This is a genomic window from Ruegeria sp. YTSA144 (assembly GCF_059610125.1).
The window spans coordinates 39,426-55,976 of the sequence record NZ_JBXWNA010000003.1 but is presented as its reverse complement, the minus strand read 5'-3'; the positions used below and the strand labels follow the sequence as shown (position 1 = coordinate 55,976).

The following is a 16,551-nucleotide window of genomic DNA, read 5'->3' as shown; positions in this document are numbered from 1 at the left end:
CCTGTATCTGAGCCATACGCAATCACTGCGTATGGCTCATTTTATTTGCGTGCCGGTAAAACCCGGTCCGGCCCGCAGCCAAAAAAAGGCCGGGAGGTTATCCCGGCCTGTTCAATCAGTTCTCAAGGCTCAGCGCCACAAAACGCGGATCACCGCCCCTGCGCACCAACAGCAGCAGAGATTTGCGACCGGCTTCGCGCGATTCTTCCATCCGAGCTTCGAGATCTCCGATGGTTTCCACCTTTTGCTGGCCTGCTTCGGTGATCAGGTCACCCGCCCGCATCCCCTTGGCATACGCCTCGGATGCTTCATCGACATCCGTAATCACAAGACCGTCTGCATCAGAATCCAGCCCCAGATCTGCACGCAGGGTATCAGTCAGGGGGGAAATCGTGAGGCCCAGAATATCCGCGTTCTCTTCAATCGGAGCTTCCTGCGGTTCCTCCTCGCCATTGTCGGCGCGTTCCGCATCTTCCCGACGCCCCAGTGTCACAAGTACGGTCTGCGTTCCGCCGTCGCGGTGCACGATCACTCTGACGGATTTGCCGACCTCTGCTTCGCCGACCTGACGCACCAGGCCACGGGTGTCTTCCACCTCGACGCCGTCAAAGCTGAGGATCACGTCACCCGCCTTCAATCCGGCTTCTTTGGCGGGACCCTCCGGTACATCGCTGATCAGCGCGCCGCCCGGCTTTTCCAGCCCCATGGCTTCTGCCATGTCCTCGGTTACGTCCTGAATACGGACGCCCAGCCAGCCGCGACGGGTCTCGCCATATTTGCGCAGTTGATCCGCGACCTTCACGACGACATTCGATGCCATCGAGAAACCGATGCCGATCGAACCGCCGTTGGGCGACAGGATTGCGGTGTTCACACCGATCACTTCGCCGTCCATGTTGAACAGCGGCCCGCCCGAGTTGCCCCGGTTGATCGCCGCATCCGTCTGAATGTAGTCGTCATAGGTTCCGCTCAGCGCTCGGTTGCGGGCTGAAACGATCCCTGCCGATACCGAAAAGCCTTGCCCAAGCGGGTTGCCCATGGCGATGACCCAGTCCCCGACACGCGCCACATCGCTGTTGCCGAACTTCACGTATTTCAGCGGACCCGAAGCCTCGACCTTGAGCAGAGCGATATCGGTCTTCTCATCAGTTCCGATGACTTTGGCCACCAGTTCTTTCTTGGGCTGACCATCGCCGGGAAAGAATTCCACAAGGATCTCATCAGCTTCGGCAATCACATGGTTGTTCGTGACGATAAAGCCGTCTTCCGAGATCACGAACCCCGACCCCAACGCATTGCTGCGACGCGGCGCGTTGTCGTTTTCTCCGCCGTTTCGGTCCTGGAACTCGCGAAAGAAGTCTTCAAACGGAGAACCTTCGGGCACGATGCCCTGCGGGCCAGTCCGGCCCTCGATCAGGGTGCTGGTGGTGATGTTCACAACCGCCGGGCTGACTTTCTCGGCCAGTGGTGCCAGGCTTTCGCCCCTCGCCTGTGCCACCGCCGATTGCGCCAGCAAAAGCAGTGAACCGGCAAAAGCCAGCCACATCAGCCGCATCCAAACACTCACTTCGTCCCACCGGACGGATACACTGCGCGCTTTCGCCTGCACTTGAGCTCTCCTTGTCGACATTCTCGTCAAGACCGCTTGTTCACGGCCTTTCTTACAAACCAATGTAGTCAGTTTGACCCCACGAGCAACTCGGGATCGCAACGAAATCACCGGCAAGTGAAACCGCAGCGTCAAAATCCCAGGTGTTGCGCGCCCCAAAGCAGGATCAGCCCGCTGATCACACACAGCAATCCGACCAGACGCCGGGCTTGCTCTGGCATGTCCCGCAGGGCTTCAAGCATCCGTTCGACAAGCGAAGGGGCCAGCGCATAGGCCAGCCCCTCGACAATCAGCACCAGCCCGAAGGCCAGAAGGATCATACCCATTATTCAGACGGCGCGGCAGCCGGGGCCGACCGTCCCGTTGGTGAACTGAGATAGTTGAAGAACTCGGAATCCGGGCTCAGGATCAATGAGCTATTGCCGCCCTGCAACGCTTTTTCATACGCGGTCAGCGAGCGATAGAACTCGAAGAACTCCGGGTCTGCACCGTAGGCTTCAGCAAAGATCGCGTTTCGTTCGGCGTCAGCTTCACCACGGATGATCTCGGCCTCGCGGCGCGCATCCGAAACCAACTCGACCACGGTACGATCAGCTTGCGCGCGTACACGCTGCGCAGCTTCGTTGCCGCGGGCGCGTTCGTCGGTCGCCTCACGTTCGCGTTCGGCCTTCATCCGGTCGAAGGTTGCCTCGAGGTTGGCTTGCGGCAAGTCGGTCGCTTTCAGGCGTACGTCGATCACGTTGACGCCCAGCGCACGTGCCTCGGCAATCGCGCTGTTGCGGATGCGCAGCATCAGCGCGGCACGGTCCGAACTGAGGATGTCTCGTGACGACACCGAACCCAGTACTTCGCGGGTTTCGGCGCGCAGGATACGATCCAGACGGTCTTCGGCGACCGGAATACCACCGACACCAACGGCCTGACGGAACTGGTTCAGGTCCGAAATCCGGTAACGTGCAAAAGCGTCCACCACGAGACGACGATCATCCAGAGGCGTAACCTCCAACGGTTGAACGTCGATGGACAGGATCCGGTCGTCATAGCGGACAACTTCTTGAATCAGCGGGATCTTGAACGCCAGACCCGGCTCTTCCTTGACCGCAACAACGCGGCCAAATTGCAGAACCAACGCGCGCTCACGTTCATCCACGATAAAGATCGAGGACAGAACACCAACAATCGCGATGAAAACGATCGGTAGAATAAAGGTCGTTTTACGCATCAGTTGCTCTCCTGTCCGGAATTGCGGCGCAGTTCGTTCAGCGGCAGGTAAGGTACAACGCCCTGCCCCGATCCGGTCGAGTTTTCGTCCAGAATGATCTTGTCGACGTCACCCAGAACCTGCTCCATCCGTTCCAGATACAGACGCTTGCGGGTCACCTCAGGCGCTTTGGAGTATTCTTCCAAAACCGCACTGAAACGGCTGGCTTCACCCATGGCGCTGTTGATCTGCTGTGCGCGGTAGGCTTCGGCTTCTTCCAGAACCTGGGCAGCTTCACCGCGCGCCTCAGCCAGAACCCGGTTGGCGTAGGCGTCGGCGACGTTTTGCAGCCGGTCACGCTCCTGCGCGGCGGCCTGAACGTCGCGGAAGGCGGCGATCACGTCCTGCGGCGGGTCGGCTTTGTCGAAGTTGACGCGAACAATGTTAATCCCCGAATCATAGCTGTCCATGGTCGCCTGAATCAGTTCCTGTAGACGATCCGCGATGATGCCACGATCCCTGTTCAGAATCGGTGCCAGCTCGCTCTGCGCGATAATCTCGCGCATCGCCGATTCCGACACGGCGCGGATGGTCTGGCGTGGATCACGCAGATTGAACAGGAACTTGGCCGGATCGCTGATGTTCCAGACGACCTGATAGTCGATATCGACCACGTTTTCGTCGCCGGTCAGCATGAGTCCATCGTCGCTGCCGCGGGCTCCGCCCATATCTTCGGTCTGTTCGCGGGTGACCGGAATCACCTCGGCAGTGACAAACGGCCATGGCGCAAAGTTCAGACCCGGATTGCCAACGGCCGAGAACTCACCCAGAAACAGCTCAACTGACTGTTCTTCCGGTTTTACTGTGTAAAAGCTGGCCAGCCCCCACAAAACGGCAGCCGCAACCAGGCCGATCGCAACAGTGCCTTTGGTAAAGGCCGGGCCTCCACCGCCCTGACCACCGCTGCCACCACGGCCACCGCCGCCGCGACCGCCCATCAGGACGCGCAGCTGCTCCTGGCCTTTTTTCATCAGCTCGTCGATTTCGGGAATCTGCGGGCCTTCGCCTTCGGGGGGCTTGCGCCCATCCCCGTTGTTACCCCGATTTCCTCCGCCTCCGGATGAGCCTCCGCCCCCCCAGGGGCCGCCGCTGTTGCCCGCCATATGTATCTTTTCCCTTGTATTGGACCGTGTGATCACGGGTTCCCTTGTAACGTGTGTGCGCGCGCTTGCAAATCAAGCGGTGCGTACAGGTTGCCGCATTGTCACCAGTTCTTCGGCCATCACCGGATGAACTGCAACCGTGCGGTCAAAATCTTCTTTCGTCGCGCCCATCTTTACGGCGATACCAGCCAGCTGGATCATCTCACCGGCCCCCGGGGCCACGATATGACACCCTAGAACCTTACGCGTGGCCTGAGAGACGATCAGTTTCATCAAAACCCGCTGCGTGCCACCGGCAAACGCCTTCTGCATCGGCTTGAACGACGTGGCATAGACCTCGATCGGTTCCTGGGCCGAGGCTTCTTCCTCGCTCAGGCCAACTGTACCGAATTCAGGTTGCGTGAAGATCGCGGTCGGGATCAGGTCGTGATCCACCGGTGTCGGGTTGCCTTTGAAAACGGTTTCCACAAAAGCCATACCCTCGCGGATGGCCACGGGCGTCAGGTTGACCCGGTCGGTCACATCGCCGATGGCATAGATCGACGGAACAGCGGTCTGGCTGTATTCATCCACGACGATCTCACCCTTGCGACCACGTTCGACGCCCAGATCTTCCAGCCCGAGATTGTTGGCATTCGGCGCGCGGCCCGTGGCGTACATGACCACGTCAAAACGATCCTCGGTGCCGTCGGTTGCCTTGACGCGGATCTGGTCGCCGTCTCTGGCCATTTCCAGAACATTGGTGCCCAGACGCACGTCGATGCCGTTCTGGCGCATCTCTTCGCAGATCAACCCACGCGCTTCTTCATCAAAGCCACGCAGGATCTGCGCACCGCGGTAGAATTGCGTGGTCTTGACGCCCAGACCGTTCATGATCCCGGCGAATTCGCTGGCGATATAGCCACCGCCGACGATCAGAATGCTCTTGGGCAACTTGTCCAGATGGAAAATCTCGTTCGACGTGATCGCAAGATCCGATCCCGGGAAATCCGGCACAACCGGGCGGCCGCCGGTGGCGATCAGGATGTGTTTGGCGGTTTTCCGGGTGCCATCGGTCAGTTCGACCGTGTGCGCATCCACCAGGCGCGCGCGTTGATCAAAGCTTTCGACACCGTTGTTTTTCAGGATGCTGCGATAAATTCCTTCCAGCCGGTCCAGTTCGGCAACCAGTTTGCCGTGAAACGTGTCCCAGTCAAACGCGCCGGGCTGAACGGCCCAACCATAGGCTTGTGCGTCTTCGACCATGCCCGAGTATTCGCTGGCAAAGACCATCAGTTTCTTTGGCACGCAGCCCCGGATCACACAGGTGCCGCCATATCGGTCTTCTTCAGCCAGCGCGACCTTTGCACCGGTTTCACCCGCCGCCACACGTGCCGCCCGGACCCCGCCCGAGCCTCCGCCGATGACGAAAAGATCATAGTCAAAGCTCATGCCGGGTTCCTTCGTTCAACTTGCAAAAATCCTCTGGATATCTGGGCGCGAAAACCGCGGTGCCAACCCCCGGGCGTGGAATTTTCGATCTTTTGCCGACGCTTGTCCGATTGGCTTGCATAAAACTCAGTCCGTTTGGTCGGAAAACAGGTTTTCCCGGGTTCCACTCAACAGTTGGTCCAGTTCAAGGGTGCCCGCGTTGATATCCCGCAGCTCGACCCGCCCGTCGCCATGGCCGATGACGACCTTGTCACAGATATCGATGAACAGGCCGTTTTCCACCACGCCGGGAACCTGATTGAGGATCAAGGCCATCTGACGGGGATTGCCGATGCGTTGCAGATGCAGGTCCAGAATGTGGTTGCCCTCATCAGTCACAAACGGGGCCGCGCCATTCATACGCAGCGCCGACGAGGTCCCAAGTACATCCATCGCGTCCAGCGCTTCTTCGATCAGTGTCCGCGTGGTTTGCCAGCCAAATGGAACAACCTCGACCGGCAAGGGGAAAGCACCCAGCGTTTCCACCTCTTTCCCGGCATCGGCGATGACGATCATCTGATCACTGGCCGTGGCAACGATCTTTTCCTGCAAATGCGCGCCGCCGCCGCCCTTGATCAGGTTCAGGTCAGCGTCGAATTCATCCGCGCCGTCGATGGTCATGTCCAGCCACCCGGCCTGATCCAGAGAAATGACTTCGATCCCGACTTCGCGTGCCAGCTGCGCGGTGCGGGTGGATGTGGGAACGCCCTTGATCCGCAGACCTTCGTCCTGCACCCGTTCGCCCAAACGACGAACCAGCCAGGCCGCGGTAGATCCCGTTCCAAGACCCACGCGCATGCCGTCCTCGACCATCTCGGCGGCACGGTATGCAGCCACGTATTTTGCGGTGTCGATGGGCGACAGTTCTCCGGTCATGGCAGCTTTCCCAGTTTGGCCTGCCCGAGTTATAGGGAATGCGCCGCGCGACTGCGACCACAATTTGAGGTTCAGCAAACGTAAAGATGCCTGAAGACTGCGCGTTTCCTATCGGAAACGTCGCAATCATGTCTTACGCCCTCATCTTTGTCATATAGATTGCCCGCATGTTGACCCGTTACCGCCTGCACTACGCCCCTGACAACGCCTCGCTGGTGATCCGGCTGGTGTTGGAAGAAATGGGTGCGCCCTATGAAACCGTGCTGGTCGATCGCCGTCGCAACGAACAGGACAGCGCGGTGTACAGGGCATTGAACCCCAACGGGCTGATCCCGGTGCTTGAAACTCCGCAAGGGCCGATCTTTGAAACGGCGGCAATCCTGCTGTGGCTGTCCGAGCGCCACGGGCAACTGGCCCCGGCGACAGAGGCCCCCGAACGCGCCGAGTTTTTGAAATGGCTGTTCTTTGCGTCCAACACGCTGCACGCCGATCTGCGCATTCTGTTCTATGCCGAGAAATACATCGCCCCGCCACAGGCCGATACCCTGCGTGCAGGCATCCGCCCCCGTTTGAAGCAACACCTGCAACTGCTGGACGCGCTGGCAAAACGCGCGCCAGCCTGGTTCCGCGCGGAATGCCCGTCGGTTCTGACCTATTACGTCGCATGCATGATGCGCTGGATGGCCTTGTACCCGGCCAAGGCAGATCGCAGTTGGTATCAACTGACTGACACCCCAGCCCTGCAAACCATCCTGGCACAGCTTGAGACACGCCCCGCCACCGTCGCAGCCATCGCGGCCGAGGGTCTGGGCCCCGCACCCTACACCTCTCCTATTTACGCCAACCCCTTAGAAGGCTCAGCTACCTGACATGTTCCTCTCTGTCTTCGATATGTTCAAAGTGGGCATCGGCCCGTCCTCCTCGCACACCATGGGCCCCATGGTGGCGGCGGCGCGCTTTCTGGATATGATGCGTGCTTCACCCTTTGAATTTACGGGTCTGAAGGGCTCGCTGCACGGCTCGCTCGCCTTTACCGGCGTCGGCCATGCGACTGACCGGGCGACCATTCTGGGTTTGGCCGGTTTTGTTCCGGACACCTACGACAACAACAAGGCCGAGACCGCATTGGCGGACATCGCCAAGACGCACACGGTTTCTCCCGACGGCCTGCCGACGCTTCAGTTCGATCCAAAAGCAGACCTGGTTTTCGACTATGACATCAACCTGCCGGGACACGCCAACGGGATGATCCTGATGGCCACGGACGCGCAGGGGGACGTGATCCTGCGCCAGGTGTTCTATTCCATTGGCGGTGGTTTTGTCCTGACCGAAGAAGAACTGGCCCAAGGCAAGGACACCAACGACGGGCCGCCCGTGCCCTTCCCGTTCCACACCGCGGCCGAGATGCTGGAGATGGCCAAATCCAGCGGCAAAACCATTGCTGAGATGAAGCGCGCCAATGAGATCGCGCGCGGCTGCGCCGACAGTTTCGCCAAGGGCTGCACCCGCCTGTGGGACGTCATGAATGCCTGTATCGAACGCGGTCTGACCACCGACGGCATTCTGCCCGGCGGGCTGAAAGTGCGACGCAGGGCAAAGGGTATCTATGACGCGCTGATGGCCGAACGCGGCATGAACCTGACCGCGCCGCACACGATCAACGACTGGATGAGCGTCTACGCCATGGCGGTCAACGAAGAAAACGCCGCCGGTGGACAAGTCGTCACGGCACCGACCAACGGGGCGGCGGGCGTTCTTCCCGCGGTACTGCGCTATTACCTGGACCACGTTCCCGGTGCTTCGGAGAGCCATATCGAAGACTTCCTTCTGACCGCGGCCGCGATTGGCGGGCTGGTCAAATACAATGCGTCCATCTCAGGGGCCGAAGCGGGGTGTCAGGCCGAGGTCGGCAGCGCATCAGCCATGGCCGCGGCGGGGCTCTGCGCCGTGATGGGCGGCACGCCCGAACAGGTTGAAAACGCCGCCGAGATCGCGTTGGAGCATCATCTGGGCATGACCTGCGATCCCGTCGCCGGGCTGGTTCAGGTGCCCTGCATCGAGCGTAACGGGCTGGGGGCCATCAAGGCTGTGTCCGCCGCGTCTTTGTCCCTTCGCGGGGATGGAGAGCATTTCGTGCCGCTGGATGCGGTGATCGAGACGATGCGTCAGACCGGCCATGACATGCACGAAAAATACAAGGAAACCTCGCTTGGTGGATTGGCCGTGAACGTGCCAAACTGCTGAGATCGCAACAAAGGGGGTCGATATGCGTGGACATTGCCTGTGCGGCAGCATCAAGTACGAGATTGACCCTCCTGCCCTGTCCTGTGTCACCTGTCATTGCGACAGTTGCCGACGCCAATGCGCCGCGCCGATGACAACCTATTTCGCGGTTCGTGACGGTCAGTGGCGCTGGATCGGGGAAGAGCCGAAACGCTTCAACTCTTCGCCCGGAGTCGAGCGCAGCTTTTGCCCTCATTGCGGCACACCAATCTCATTCCGGTCAGCCAAAATGTCGGATGTGCTGCATCTATACGTCGCCACTTTGGAGAGCCCCGAGGCAATGCAGCCCACATTGCACGTGTCTCATGAAGAAAGGCTGAGCTGGCTGCATCTGGATGACAACCTGCCCACCTGCACCGGGCCGGATTATACAAAGGTTCAACCCCTGCCCGACGCCTGACATTCGAGCTTTCCACTGCGCCGCGAAGCAGATAGCGTCGCGCGCATGACTCAGGATCGTCCCGTCTTCGGCATCTTTCTGATGCTCGGTTTTTGCGTGCTCGCGCCCTTGGGGGATGCGATGGCAAAGCTGTTGGGTGAGACGACCCCGTTAGGTCTGCTGGTTACTGTCCGCTTCGCGGTGCAAGCGTTGATACTCATTCCCCTTGTGGTGATGACGGGCCGGCCCTGGCGGATGCGCGGGCGGATTCTGCGCCTGACAGTCATCCGCACGCTGCTGCACATCATCGGCATAACTGCGATGTTCAGCGCGCTCCAGTTCCTGCCTTTGGCTGACGCCGTCGCCATTGCCTTTGTCATGCCGTTCATCATGTTGCTTCTGGGCAGATACGTTCTGGGCGAAGAGGTCGGCGCGCGGCGCCTCGTGGCCTGCATCGTCGGTTTCATCGGCACACTTCTGGTCATACAGCCCAGCTTTGCCGAGGTGGGCCTACCTGCCCTGCTGCCGTTGATCGTCGCCGTGGTCTTTGCGCTGTTCATGCTGGTCACGCGGCAGATTGCCAAGGAAACTGATCCGATTTCCTTGCAGGCTGTGTCTGGCGTCATGGCCACTGTGGGGCTGGTTCCTGTCCTTGTGATCGGAACATCGCTTGGTATCTGGAACCTGTCAGCCGCCTTGCCCGCCGCCGATTTGTATTGGCTGCTGATCGCGATAGGAGTTTTGGGAACTGTCGCGCATCTGCTGATGACATGGTCACTGCGCTATGCACCTTCGGCCACGCTGGCCCCGATGCAATATCTGGAAATCCCGGTGGCAACCCTGATTGGCTGGGCAATATTCAGCGACCTACCGGACGGGCTGGCGGCGGTTGGGATCATGATCACCGTCGCCGCCGGTTTGTACGTTATTCTTCGCGAACGGGCCACCGCTCGATCTGCCCCGACAGAAACACCTGCATAAGCGGATCGAGTGCGGCGCGGGGAACCATCACCAACAGGCCGGGCCCATCCATCTGCAATTCAACATCCGACAGCGCGCGATTGGAGGTTCCGACCTGCCCGTCCGGTTGCAACCGCAGGCCGTCGATGGGCCATTCCAGCCCGGTGCTGCGCCCCGTCACAGGGCGCATTGGAAACAGGGAAACCACATCTCCGGGCGCAACCGGCAGCCGGATTTGGCGAGGCGCGTGAAAAACCACCTCATGCGCGCCCAGCAGAATGCAGGCCTGTTCCTGACGTCTGACCAGCACGTTCAGAACGGCAAGCTGATGATCAAGCCGCCCGCCCAGAAAACCGGCCCCCAAAACCAGTGGAGCCTGCACATTGCGCAAGGTCTTGTCGAAATCGGTGCTGTCCTGCTCGCGAATGGCAAAAAGCCGTTCAGACGGGATTTTGGCTTTCGACGCGGTGTCCAGCGAATCGAAGTCCCCGATGACCGCGTCCGGAATCCGGCCTGATTCTGTCAGAACCGCCGCCCCACCATCCGCTGCAACGACTGAAGTGACGCGGTTCAGCACCAAATTCAGGTCCTCGAAACCAACATAACCCCCCCCAAACAACCCGATTGGATCAGCAGAGCGTACAATTGGTTCATTTTTCCTAAGATTGGCCATTTTTCCCGGATTTGGACACATTAAGACCACAAAATGATAGGTTCATGCATAAAGTTCAGAGCCTCCGTGTGCTCCCGATTCCGGGTAAGTGGGCTCTTGTAGTTTGTAAAGGACGTGCGTCTGATGGTACAGAATAACAAGGTATTGACCGTTTCATATGGAACCTTCTCCTGCACTTTGGAAGGATTCGACGATTCCTTTGAAACGATGAAAGCCATTGCCGAGTATTTCCGCGATCTCGCTGCGGATGATCGTTACTTCGGCTCGGAGCCTCCACAACCAGACGCCGAAATGCTGACCCGCATCGCACGCCGCGACGCATCGCAACGCGTCGAAGCCAGCCAAAACGAATCCGGGCTTTTGCTGCGTGCCGCTCCAAATACCGAAGCCCCGGCACCGGTCGGTTCTGACGCACCGGTCCGGCACGCGCCAGATGCAGATGCTATGACCACCCCGCCCCCCGAATATGCGCAACCAAGCCCGGTGCAGACCGCATTCACGGACGTGAAGGCCGTCGACGCCACCACATCTCCGCCGGCCGATAGCATTGCAGCAAAACTGCAACGCATCCGGGCCGTTGTTTCCCATTCGGACGTCCCCCCCACTGCCTATTCCGAAGACGAGGAATCTTCGCTGCTGGCCAACACCGCCCCCCCGGTGGACGCCGTGGCCGCCGCGTTCGAAGCAGGTGCTCTCAATGAAGAGGACTTCGCGGAACCCGCCCAGCCCGAGGCCGCAGAAATCGAGGACCTGCAAGCGCTTGACGCCGAAGACGTACAAGACGACGCGCCGGCAGCATCTGAAAACCAGGCCTTCGAAACCGCAGAGCCGATTATCGAGAACGATTCCGAACAGCAGGTGCAACTGACCCCCGACCACCTGCTGGATGAAGAAGTCGAGGTCGCAACGGACGACGCGCAGCTTCCTGCTGAGCCCCTGTTCTCGGATCTGGAAGAGGATACCGACGAGGAAATCGACGAAGAGGATGTTCCAAACATCCTCAACGTCGAAGACGTGGCGATCGAATCCGAAGATGAGCCAGGTGATGAGCCGCAAGACGATCAGGCGCAAGGAGTATTGACGGAAGAGGACGAAATTCAGCTGCTGTCCGAGATTTCCGAGATCGAAAAAGACATGGCAGGCCGTTCAAGCCAAAAACTGACGGATGACGCCGATCCTGATCAGGATATCTCGCGGCTGATGGCCAAAACCGGTGAACATATGGAGGACCCCTCCAGCAGCGACGCGCGAGAAACCTATTCGCACCTTCGCACCGCCGTTGCCGCGACCGAGGCCGACCGTGATGGCCAACCGGCCCCGGACACCTCGCCTGTCGATGAGTATCGCGTCGATCTGGCGTCAGCGGTCAGCCCGCGCCGCCCCGAGGTAAACGTGACCAGCATACGCCCGGAAGCAGACGCTCCGGCTCCGTTGAAGCTGGTTGCTGAGCAGCGCGTGGACGATCAAAGCGAATCCAATGGCCCCGTGATGCCGCGTCGCGTGACCACTCAGGTGGAAGAAGCCGGGTCGGAAGAAGGCGGTTTTGCGCAATTCGCACAAGATCAGGGTGCACAGTCGCTTCAGGACCTGCTTGAAGCCGCGGCGGCCTACCTGTCCTTCATCGAAGGGCAGCAGCAATTCTCGCGCCCGCAACTGATGAACAAGGTCCGTTCTTTGAAGCAGGATGAGTTCAATCGCGAAGAAAGCCTGCGTTCCTTCGGACAGCTGCTGCGCGATGGAAAGATCGAAAAAGCCGGTGGCGGCCGTTTTGCGGCCTCTGACCTGATCGGCTTCCGTCCTGATGATGAGCGTGCGGTAGGCTGACTAATCTCGCCAATTGACAAAAAAGGGCCGGGAAAACCCCGGCCCTTGTTTTTTGCCACTGGTTCAGAGACAACCGCCCGTTTGTTAAGCACGACTCGGCGTTGGCCATTGTACCGGGCCCGACCATCCCCCTTGGCCCGAGCATTGGCCCAACTCAGGATTGATCCGGGTCTTCCTTGCCAACACCGCGAAAAACGAATTTGAACGGCAGCGCCCAAAGAATGCCCAGAACGATATATACCAGAAGCTCCACCCATATCGGGGGGCGCTCCAGCCAGTTCAGAACCGTCACCACCGCCACAATGTAAAGTGGCAGGCCGATCACAAGTATAACCAACGACCACCGCCGGCGCGCCTTGTAGCTCAGACCTGTTTTCTGCTCTTTGTTCATCAATCTGCAAACGGGTCGGTCACCAGAATGGTGTCGTCCCGCTCCGGGCTGGTGGACAAAAGGGCCACAGGGCATTCGATCAGCTCTTCGACCCGGCGCACATACTTGATTGCGTTGGCAGGCAAATCGGCCCAGCTGCGCGCGCCTTCGGTGGATTCGCTCCAGCCCGGCATTTCTTCGTAGATCGGGGTGCAGCGCGCCTGCTGGTCAGCCGCTGTCGGAAGATAGTCCAAGCGTTCACCGTCCAGCTCATAGCCTGTGCAGATCTTCAGGGTTTCGAACCCGTCCAGAACGTCCAGTTTTGTCAACGAGATACCGTTCACGCCACTGGTCGCACAGGTCTGACGGACAAGGCACGCATCGAACCAGCCACAGCGGCGCTTGCGACCTGTTGTTGTTCCAAACTCATGTCCGCGTTCCCCAAGGCGTTGACCATCCGCATCCTCAAGTTCTGTCGGGAATGGGCCTTCGCCGACTCGGGTGGTGTAGGCTTTTACAATCCCCAGAACAAAGTCGATCGAGCCCGGTCCAATCCCCACACCTGTCGCAGCTTGTCCTGCGATCACGTTGGACGAGGTCACGAAGGGATAGGTGCCGAAATCAATGTCCAGCAGCGCGCCTTGCGCCCCTTCGAACAGGATGCGTTTTCCGGCTTTGCGCTTTTCGTTCAAAACTTTCCACACAGGCGCGGCAAACGGCAGAATCTCTTGCGCGATCTCTTTCAATTGGGCGATCAGCGCGTCGCGGTCGACCGGTTCGATCCCCAGACCTTTGCGCAGCGGGTCATGGTGCTGCAAAGCACGGTCCACCCGAGCCTCGAGCGTGGCCTCATCCGCCAGATCCGCGACGCGAACGGAACGACGCCCGACCTTGTCTTCATAGGCCGGTCCAATCCCACGACCAGTGGTGCCGATCTTGGTCCCCTTGCTGGCTGCCTGTTCGCGCGCACGATCCAACTCACCGTGGATCGGCAGGATCAACGGGGTGTTCTCGGCAATCATCAGCGTATCGGGGGTGATCTCTACACCCTGTGCCTGGATGGTCGCGATTTCCTTGACCAGATGCCATGGGTCCAACACCACGCCGTTGCCGATGACGCTCAGCTTACCGCCCCGCACGACACCGGACGGCAGAGCGTGCAGCTTGTAAACTTCGCCATCAATCACCAGCGTATGTCCGGCATTGTGCCCGCCCTGAAAACGCGCGATCACGTCCGCCCGCTCGCTGAGCCAGTCGACGATCTTGCCTTTTCCTTCGTCACCCCACTGGGCGCCGACAACAACCACGTTGGCCATATCCGGTCCTTTTGCGCTGAGTTATCAAACCCGGCTCATATAGCGGGGCGCAAACGGCAGGGAAACCGATATTTCGCCGCAGATGAAAATCGCGCGAACGCGCGATGCCTCCGGCGGGGATATTTATGGCCAGATGAAAAGCGGATCCCCTGCTTCATCTGGCTGAAAATATCCCGGGGGAGCCGCACGGAACGGGCGGCGGGGGCAGAGCCCCCTGCCCGACATCAACGCAGATGCACCGGTTGCCCATGAGGTGTCATCAGATAAGCCTCTTCCCAGGACTGATGTAGCCCTTTCACCTCCCGTGGCGGCGCGACGCCCTGCTCGGCCAGCAACCCCTCGAGCGTTTCCAGCCATGCCTGGAAATAGTCGTCGCCGCCATCCAGCTCTCGCGTGAGCCCGTGGCGCTTCAACGTGTCCGAGAATCGCGCCGCCCAATCGGACCAATCGAACCGTCCCGCCTCGTTCAGGGCAACGGTGACGGCAAAGACCTGAGCGTGCCAGGGTTCGGCAAACACCGGTTCTGGGGCTGAATGTTCGTTGCAGCCGCTCATGCCGGTTCCAGATAGCTTTGCCAGAGATCCAGTACCACTTCGTCATCCGGATGCTCCGGGCTGGTCCAAAGTTCCGAAGCGGGGAAGACCACCGCATAGATCGGTTCAGGCGCTTCGCCCAGCCCATGAGCATTGGAATCGGGCAGGACATGGGTTCCGTGCAGGCGCAGTATTCGCCCTTTTGCACCGGACGCATAATTCGGCAGGCGTGTGTGCCCGCCATCCATAATGCGATTTCCCGCTGGGCGGGTAGTGACCACCTGTTGACCGACAGAAAACTGCACCGACACGTTCGAAGGCCTGTCCGCTGGCCCACCTTTGGCCAGGGCAGCAGACACGGCCTCCGCCTTGAGCATCCGTTCTGCCAACGGATGCGGCCCATCCTCTTTCTCTTTGCCGCCGCGCAGGTCATCCAGGGAAAGAACGCCGCGTTCCACCAACAGGTCAGCCAGGCCCGAGATCCATTTCTCGTAGTAGGAAAACCGCGAATAGTCTTTTGGCGACAACCGTTCCCTTGCGTGGCGGGAAATGTCGATGTTCCACTGCCCCAGAAAACCGGAGGCAAGTGTCACCGCCAGCGCACGTGCGTGCCAGTCTTCGGCAAAAACCGGCGCATCCTCGGCCTCGGGGTTTATCGGACCATCTCCAAAGCGGCCGCCCATATCGTGAACGCGGGTCATGAAAGGGCCTTCGGCAGGCCCGTGCCGATCATGCTGTCACGTGTCACAAGTGCGGCAAGCGCCACCTCACTCATCCCATCGGTACCTTCGGGACGCATCGGCAGAACCAGATAGCGAACCTCGGCCGTCGAATCCCAGACCCTTACGGACGTTCGCTCGTCCAAGGTGACACCGAATTCGGCCAGTACTCTGCGGGGTTCACGCACCGCTCGGGCCCGGTAGGCATCAGACTTGTACCAGCCCGGCGGGATACCCAGCAACGGCCAAGGATAGCAGCTGCACAAGGTGCAGACGACCATGTTGTGCCGGGCCGGCGTGTTTTCGACGACAACCATGTGTTCGCCCTGGCGACCATAATAGCCGAGATCCGCGACCACCGGGGTGGCGTCTTTCAGCAGAGCGGCCTTGAAAGCTGGGTCGCTCCAGGCTTTTGCGACAACCTGCGCGCCGTTCTGCGGGCCAATTTTGTTCTGATAGGTGTCGATGATTTCGTCCAGAGCCGCCGGGTCGATCAGGCCCTTGCGGGTCAGAATCGTTTCCAGCGCTTTGACGCGCAGCGCGGGTTCGGGCGGCAAAAGGGCGTGCGGGTGGTCGTGGTCGTCATGTGGCATGGGCCGCAGCCTGCGTCACGCATCGGCGTTCTGTCCAGTCCCTTTGACGTGACATGACATATCACGTGCGGTGATGCGAACTCGTGACTTGCCCCCGCTGGCAAACTTGCATAAGTACCACGCGATACACGCCACGCTGTACAGGACCACCATGGAAAACGTCGTTCTCATCATCCACCTTCTTTTGGCTCTGGGCCTGATTGCCGTTGTTCTGATGCAACGGTCCGAAGGCGGTGGCCTTGGCATGGGCGGCGGCGGTGGTGCCATGACAGGCCGTGCAGCAGCGACCGCTTTGGGCAAACTGACCTGGATCCTCGCCGCTTGCTTCATCGTGACCTCGATCACGCTGACCATTCTGGCGGCGCAGAAGTCTTCGGGCAGTTCGGTGATCGACCGTTTGGGCGTCCCGGCTCCGGCTTCAAGCGAAGAAAACACTCCGGCAATTCCGTCGGCGGATGACCTTCTGCCGCCTGCACAGGGCGACAACGCGCCGCTGATCCCGCAGGCCGACTGACCTACAAAACCTAGAAACCTGGAAGAGGACTGCAACAGCATCTTGCGGTTCTCTTGCGCTTTTGGCGC

18 protein-coding genes are annotated in these 16,551 nt (G+C 59.9%); 6 read left to right on the top strand and 12 right to left on the bottom strand.

Annotated elements, in window-relative coordinates; translation table 11 throughout:
• Positions 1 to 115 precede the first annotated feature (115 nt).
• From AC2FF8_RS09110 to rpiA, 6 genes are all read right to left on the bottom strand, one after another.
• Complete coding sequence (locus AC2FF8_RS09110) at positions 116 to 1,630, bottom strand: Do family serine endopeptidase (protein WP_496879502.1); 1,515 nt, start codon at positions 1,628 to 1,630, stop codon at positions 116 to 118.
• 110 nt (positions 1,631 to 1,740) lie between these two features.
• Entirely contained in the window at positions 1,741 to 1,935 is a 195-nt protein-coding gene (locus tag AC2FF8_RS09105; RefSeq protein WP_480684618.1) for a DUF2065 domain-containing protein, read from the bottom strand.
• A complete protein-coding gene (gene hflC, locus AC2FF8_RS09100; protein WP_170346574.1) occupies positions 1,935 to 2,831 on the bottom strand; it encodes a protease modulator HflC in 897 nt (298 codons plus the stop codon). Before hflC ends, AC2FF8_RS09105 begins: the two co-directional genes overlap by 1 nt.
• The gene (hflK, locus tag AC2FF8_RS09095; protein WP_257600463.1) at positions 2,831 to 3,973 is read right to left on the bottom strand and encodes an FtsH protease activity modulator HflK; all 1,143 of its coding nucleotides are present in this window, start codon (positions 3,971 to 3,973) and stop codon (positions 2,831 to 2,833) included. Before hflK ends, hflC begins: the two co-directional genes overlap by 1 nt.
• 72 nt (positions 3,974 to 4,045) lie before the next feature.
• Entirely contained in the window at positions 4,046 to 5,404 is a 1,359-nt protein-coding gene (gor, locus tag AC2FF8_RS09090) for a glutathione-disulfide reductase (RefSeq protein WP_496879501.1), read from the bottom strand.
• 126 nt (positions 5,405 to 5,530) lie between these two features.
• Positions 5,531 to 6,319: a ribose-5-phosphate isomerase RpiA gene (rpiA, locus tag AC2FF8_RS09085; RefSeq protein WP_496879500.1), complete on the bottom strand. Its 789-nt coding sequence runs from the start codon at positions 6,317 to 6,319 to the stop codon at positions 5,531 to 5,533.
• A 167-nt stretch (positions 6,320 to 6,486) separates the two neighbouring features.
• On the opposite strand from rpiA, the gene AC2FF8_RS09080 reads away from it, so the two are divergent.
• The 4 genes from AC2FF8_RS09080 to AC2FF8_RS09065 are packed head-to-tail and all read left to right on the top strand — an operon-like array spanning position 6,487 to position 9,962.
• The gene (locus tag AC2FF8_RS09080) at positions 6,487 to 7,188 is read left to right on the top strand and encodes a glutathione S-transferase family protein (RefSeq protein WP_496879499.1); all 702 of its coding nucleotides are present in this window, start codon (positions 6,487 to 6,489) and stop codon (positions 7,186 to 7,188) included.
• 1 nt (position 7,189) lies between these two features.
• A complete protein-coding gene (locus AC2FF8_RS09075; RefSeq protein WP_496879498.1) occupies positions 7,190 to 8,563 on the top strand; it encodes an L-serine ammonia-lyase in 1,374 nt (457 codons plus the stop codon).
• Between the two features lie 22 nt (positions 8,564 to 8,585).
• Positions 8,586 to 9,002, top strand: a complete 417-nt coding sequence (locus AC2FF8_RS09070) for a GFA family protein (protein ID WP_171328837.1) — start codon at positions 8,586 to 8,588, stop codon at positions 9,000 to 9,002.
• 45 nt (positions 9,003 to 9,047) lie between these two features.
• Complete coding sequence (locus AC2FF8_RS09065; RefSeq protein ID WP_257600458.1) at positions 9,048 to 9,962, top strand: DMT family transporter; 915 nt, start codon at positions 9,048 to 9,050, stop codon at positions 9,960 to 9,962.
• On the opposite strand, the gene AC2FF8_RS09060 is transcribed toward AC2FF8_RS09065, so the two are convergent.
• Positions 9,907 to 10,518, bottom strand: coding sequence for a thiamine diphosphokinase (locus tag AC2FF8_RS09060; protein ID WP_496879497.1), 612 nt, complete (start codon positions 10,516 to 10,518; stop codon positions 9,907 to 9,909). The genes AC2FF8_RS09065 and AC2FF8_RS09060 overlap by 56 nt on opposite strands.
• 219 nt (positions 10,519 to 10,737) lie before the next feature.
• Between AC2FF8_RS09060 and AC2FF8_RS09055 the strand changes: the two genes are divergently transcribed.
• Positions 10,738 to 12,438, top strand: a complete 1,701-nt coding sequence (locus tag AC2FF8_RS09055; protein ID WP_496879496.1) for a hypothetical protein — start codon at positions 10,738 to 10,740, stop codon at positions 12,436 to 12,438.
• A gap of 154 nt (positions 12,439 to 12,592) precedes the next feature.
• On the opposite strand, the gene AC2FF8_RS09050 is transcribed toward AC2FF8_RS09055, so the two are convergent.
• From AC2FF8_RS09050 to nthA, 5 genes are all read right to left on the bottom strand, one after another.
• A complete protein-coding gene (locus AC2FF8_RS09050) occupies positions 12,593 to 12,829 on the bottom strand; it encodes a DUF2842 domain-containing protein (RefSeq protein WP_171228487.1) in 237 nt (78 codons plus the stop codon).
• On the bottom strand, positions 12,829 to 14,124 hold the full coding sequence (locus tag AC2FF8_RS09045) for an adenylosuccinate synthase (RefSeq protein WP_257600455.1): 1,296 nt from the start codon (positions 14,122 to 14,124) through the stop codon (positions 12,829 to 12,831). The genes AC2FF8_RS09050 and AC2FF8_RS09045 overlap by 1 nt, the downstream gene beginning before the upstream one ends.
• Before the next feature lie 224 nt (positions 14,125 to 14,348).
• On the bottom strand, positions 14,349 to 14,678 hold the full coding sequence (locus tag AC2FF8_RS09040; RefSeq protein ID WP_496879495.1) for a nitrile hydratase accessory protein: 330 nt from the start codon (positions 14,676 to 14,678) through the stop codon (positions 14,349 to 14,351).
• The gene (gene nthB, locus AC2FF8_RS09035; protein ID WP_496879494.1) at positions 14,675 to 15,358 is read right to left on the bottom strand and encodes a nitrile hydratase subunit beta; all 684 of its coding nucleotides are present in this window, start codon (positions 15,356 to 15,358) and stop codon (positions 14,675 to 14,677) included. Before nthB ends, AC2FF8_RS09040 begins: the two co-directional genes overlap by 4 nt.
• Positions 15,355 to 15,969 carry a nitrile hydratase subunit alpha gene (gene nthA / locus AC2FF8_RS09030; RefSeq protein WP_496879493.1) on the bottom strand — a complete coding sequence of 205 codons (615 nt, stop codon included), beginning with the start codon at positions 15,967 to 15,969 and terminating at the stop codon, positions 15,355 to 15,357. Before nthA ends, nthB begins: the two co-directional genes overlap by 4 nt.
• 151 nt (positions 15,970 to 16,120) lie before the next feature.
• On the opposite strand from nthA, the gene secG reads away from it, so the two are divergent.
• Positions 16,121 to 16,483, top strand: coding sequence for a preprotein translocase subunit SecG (gene secG / locus AC2FF8_RS09025; protein WP_170346559.1), 363 nt, complete (start codon positions 16,121 to 16,123; stop codon positions 16,481 to 16,483).
• Positions 16,484 to 16,551 lie beyond the last annotated feature (68 nt).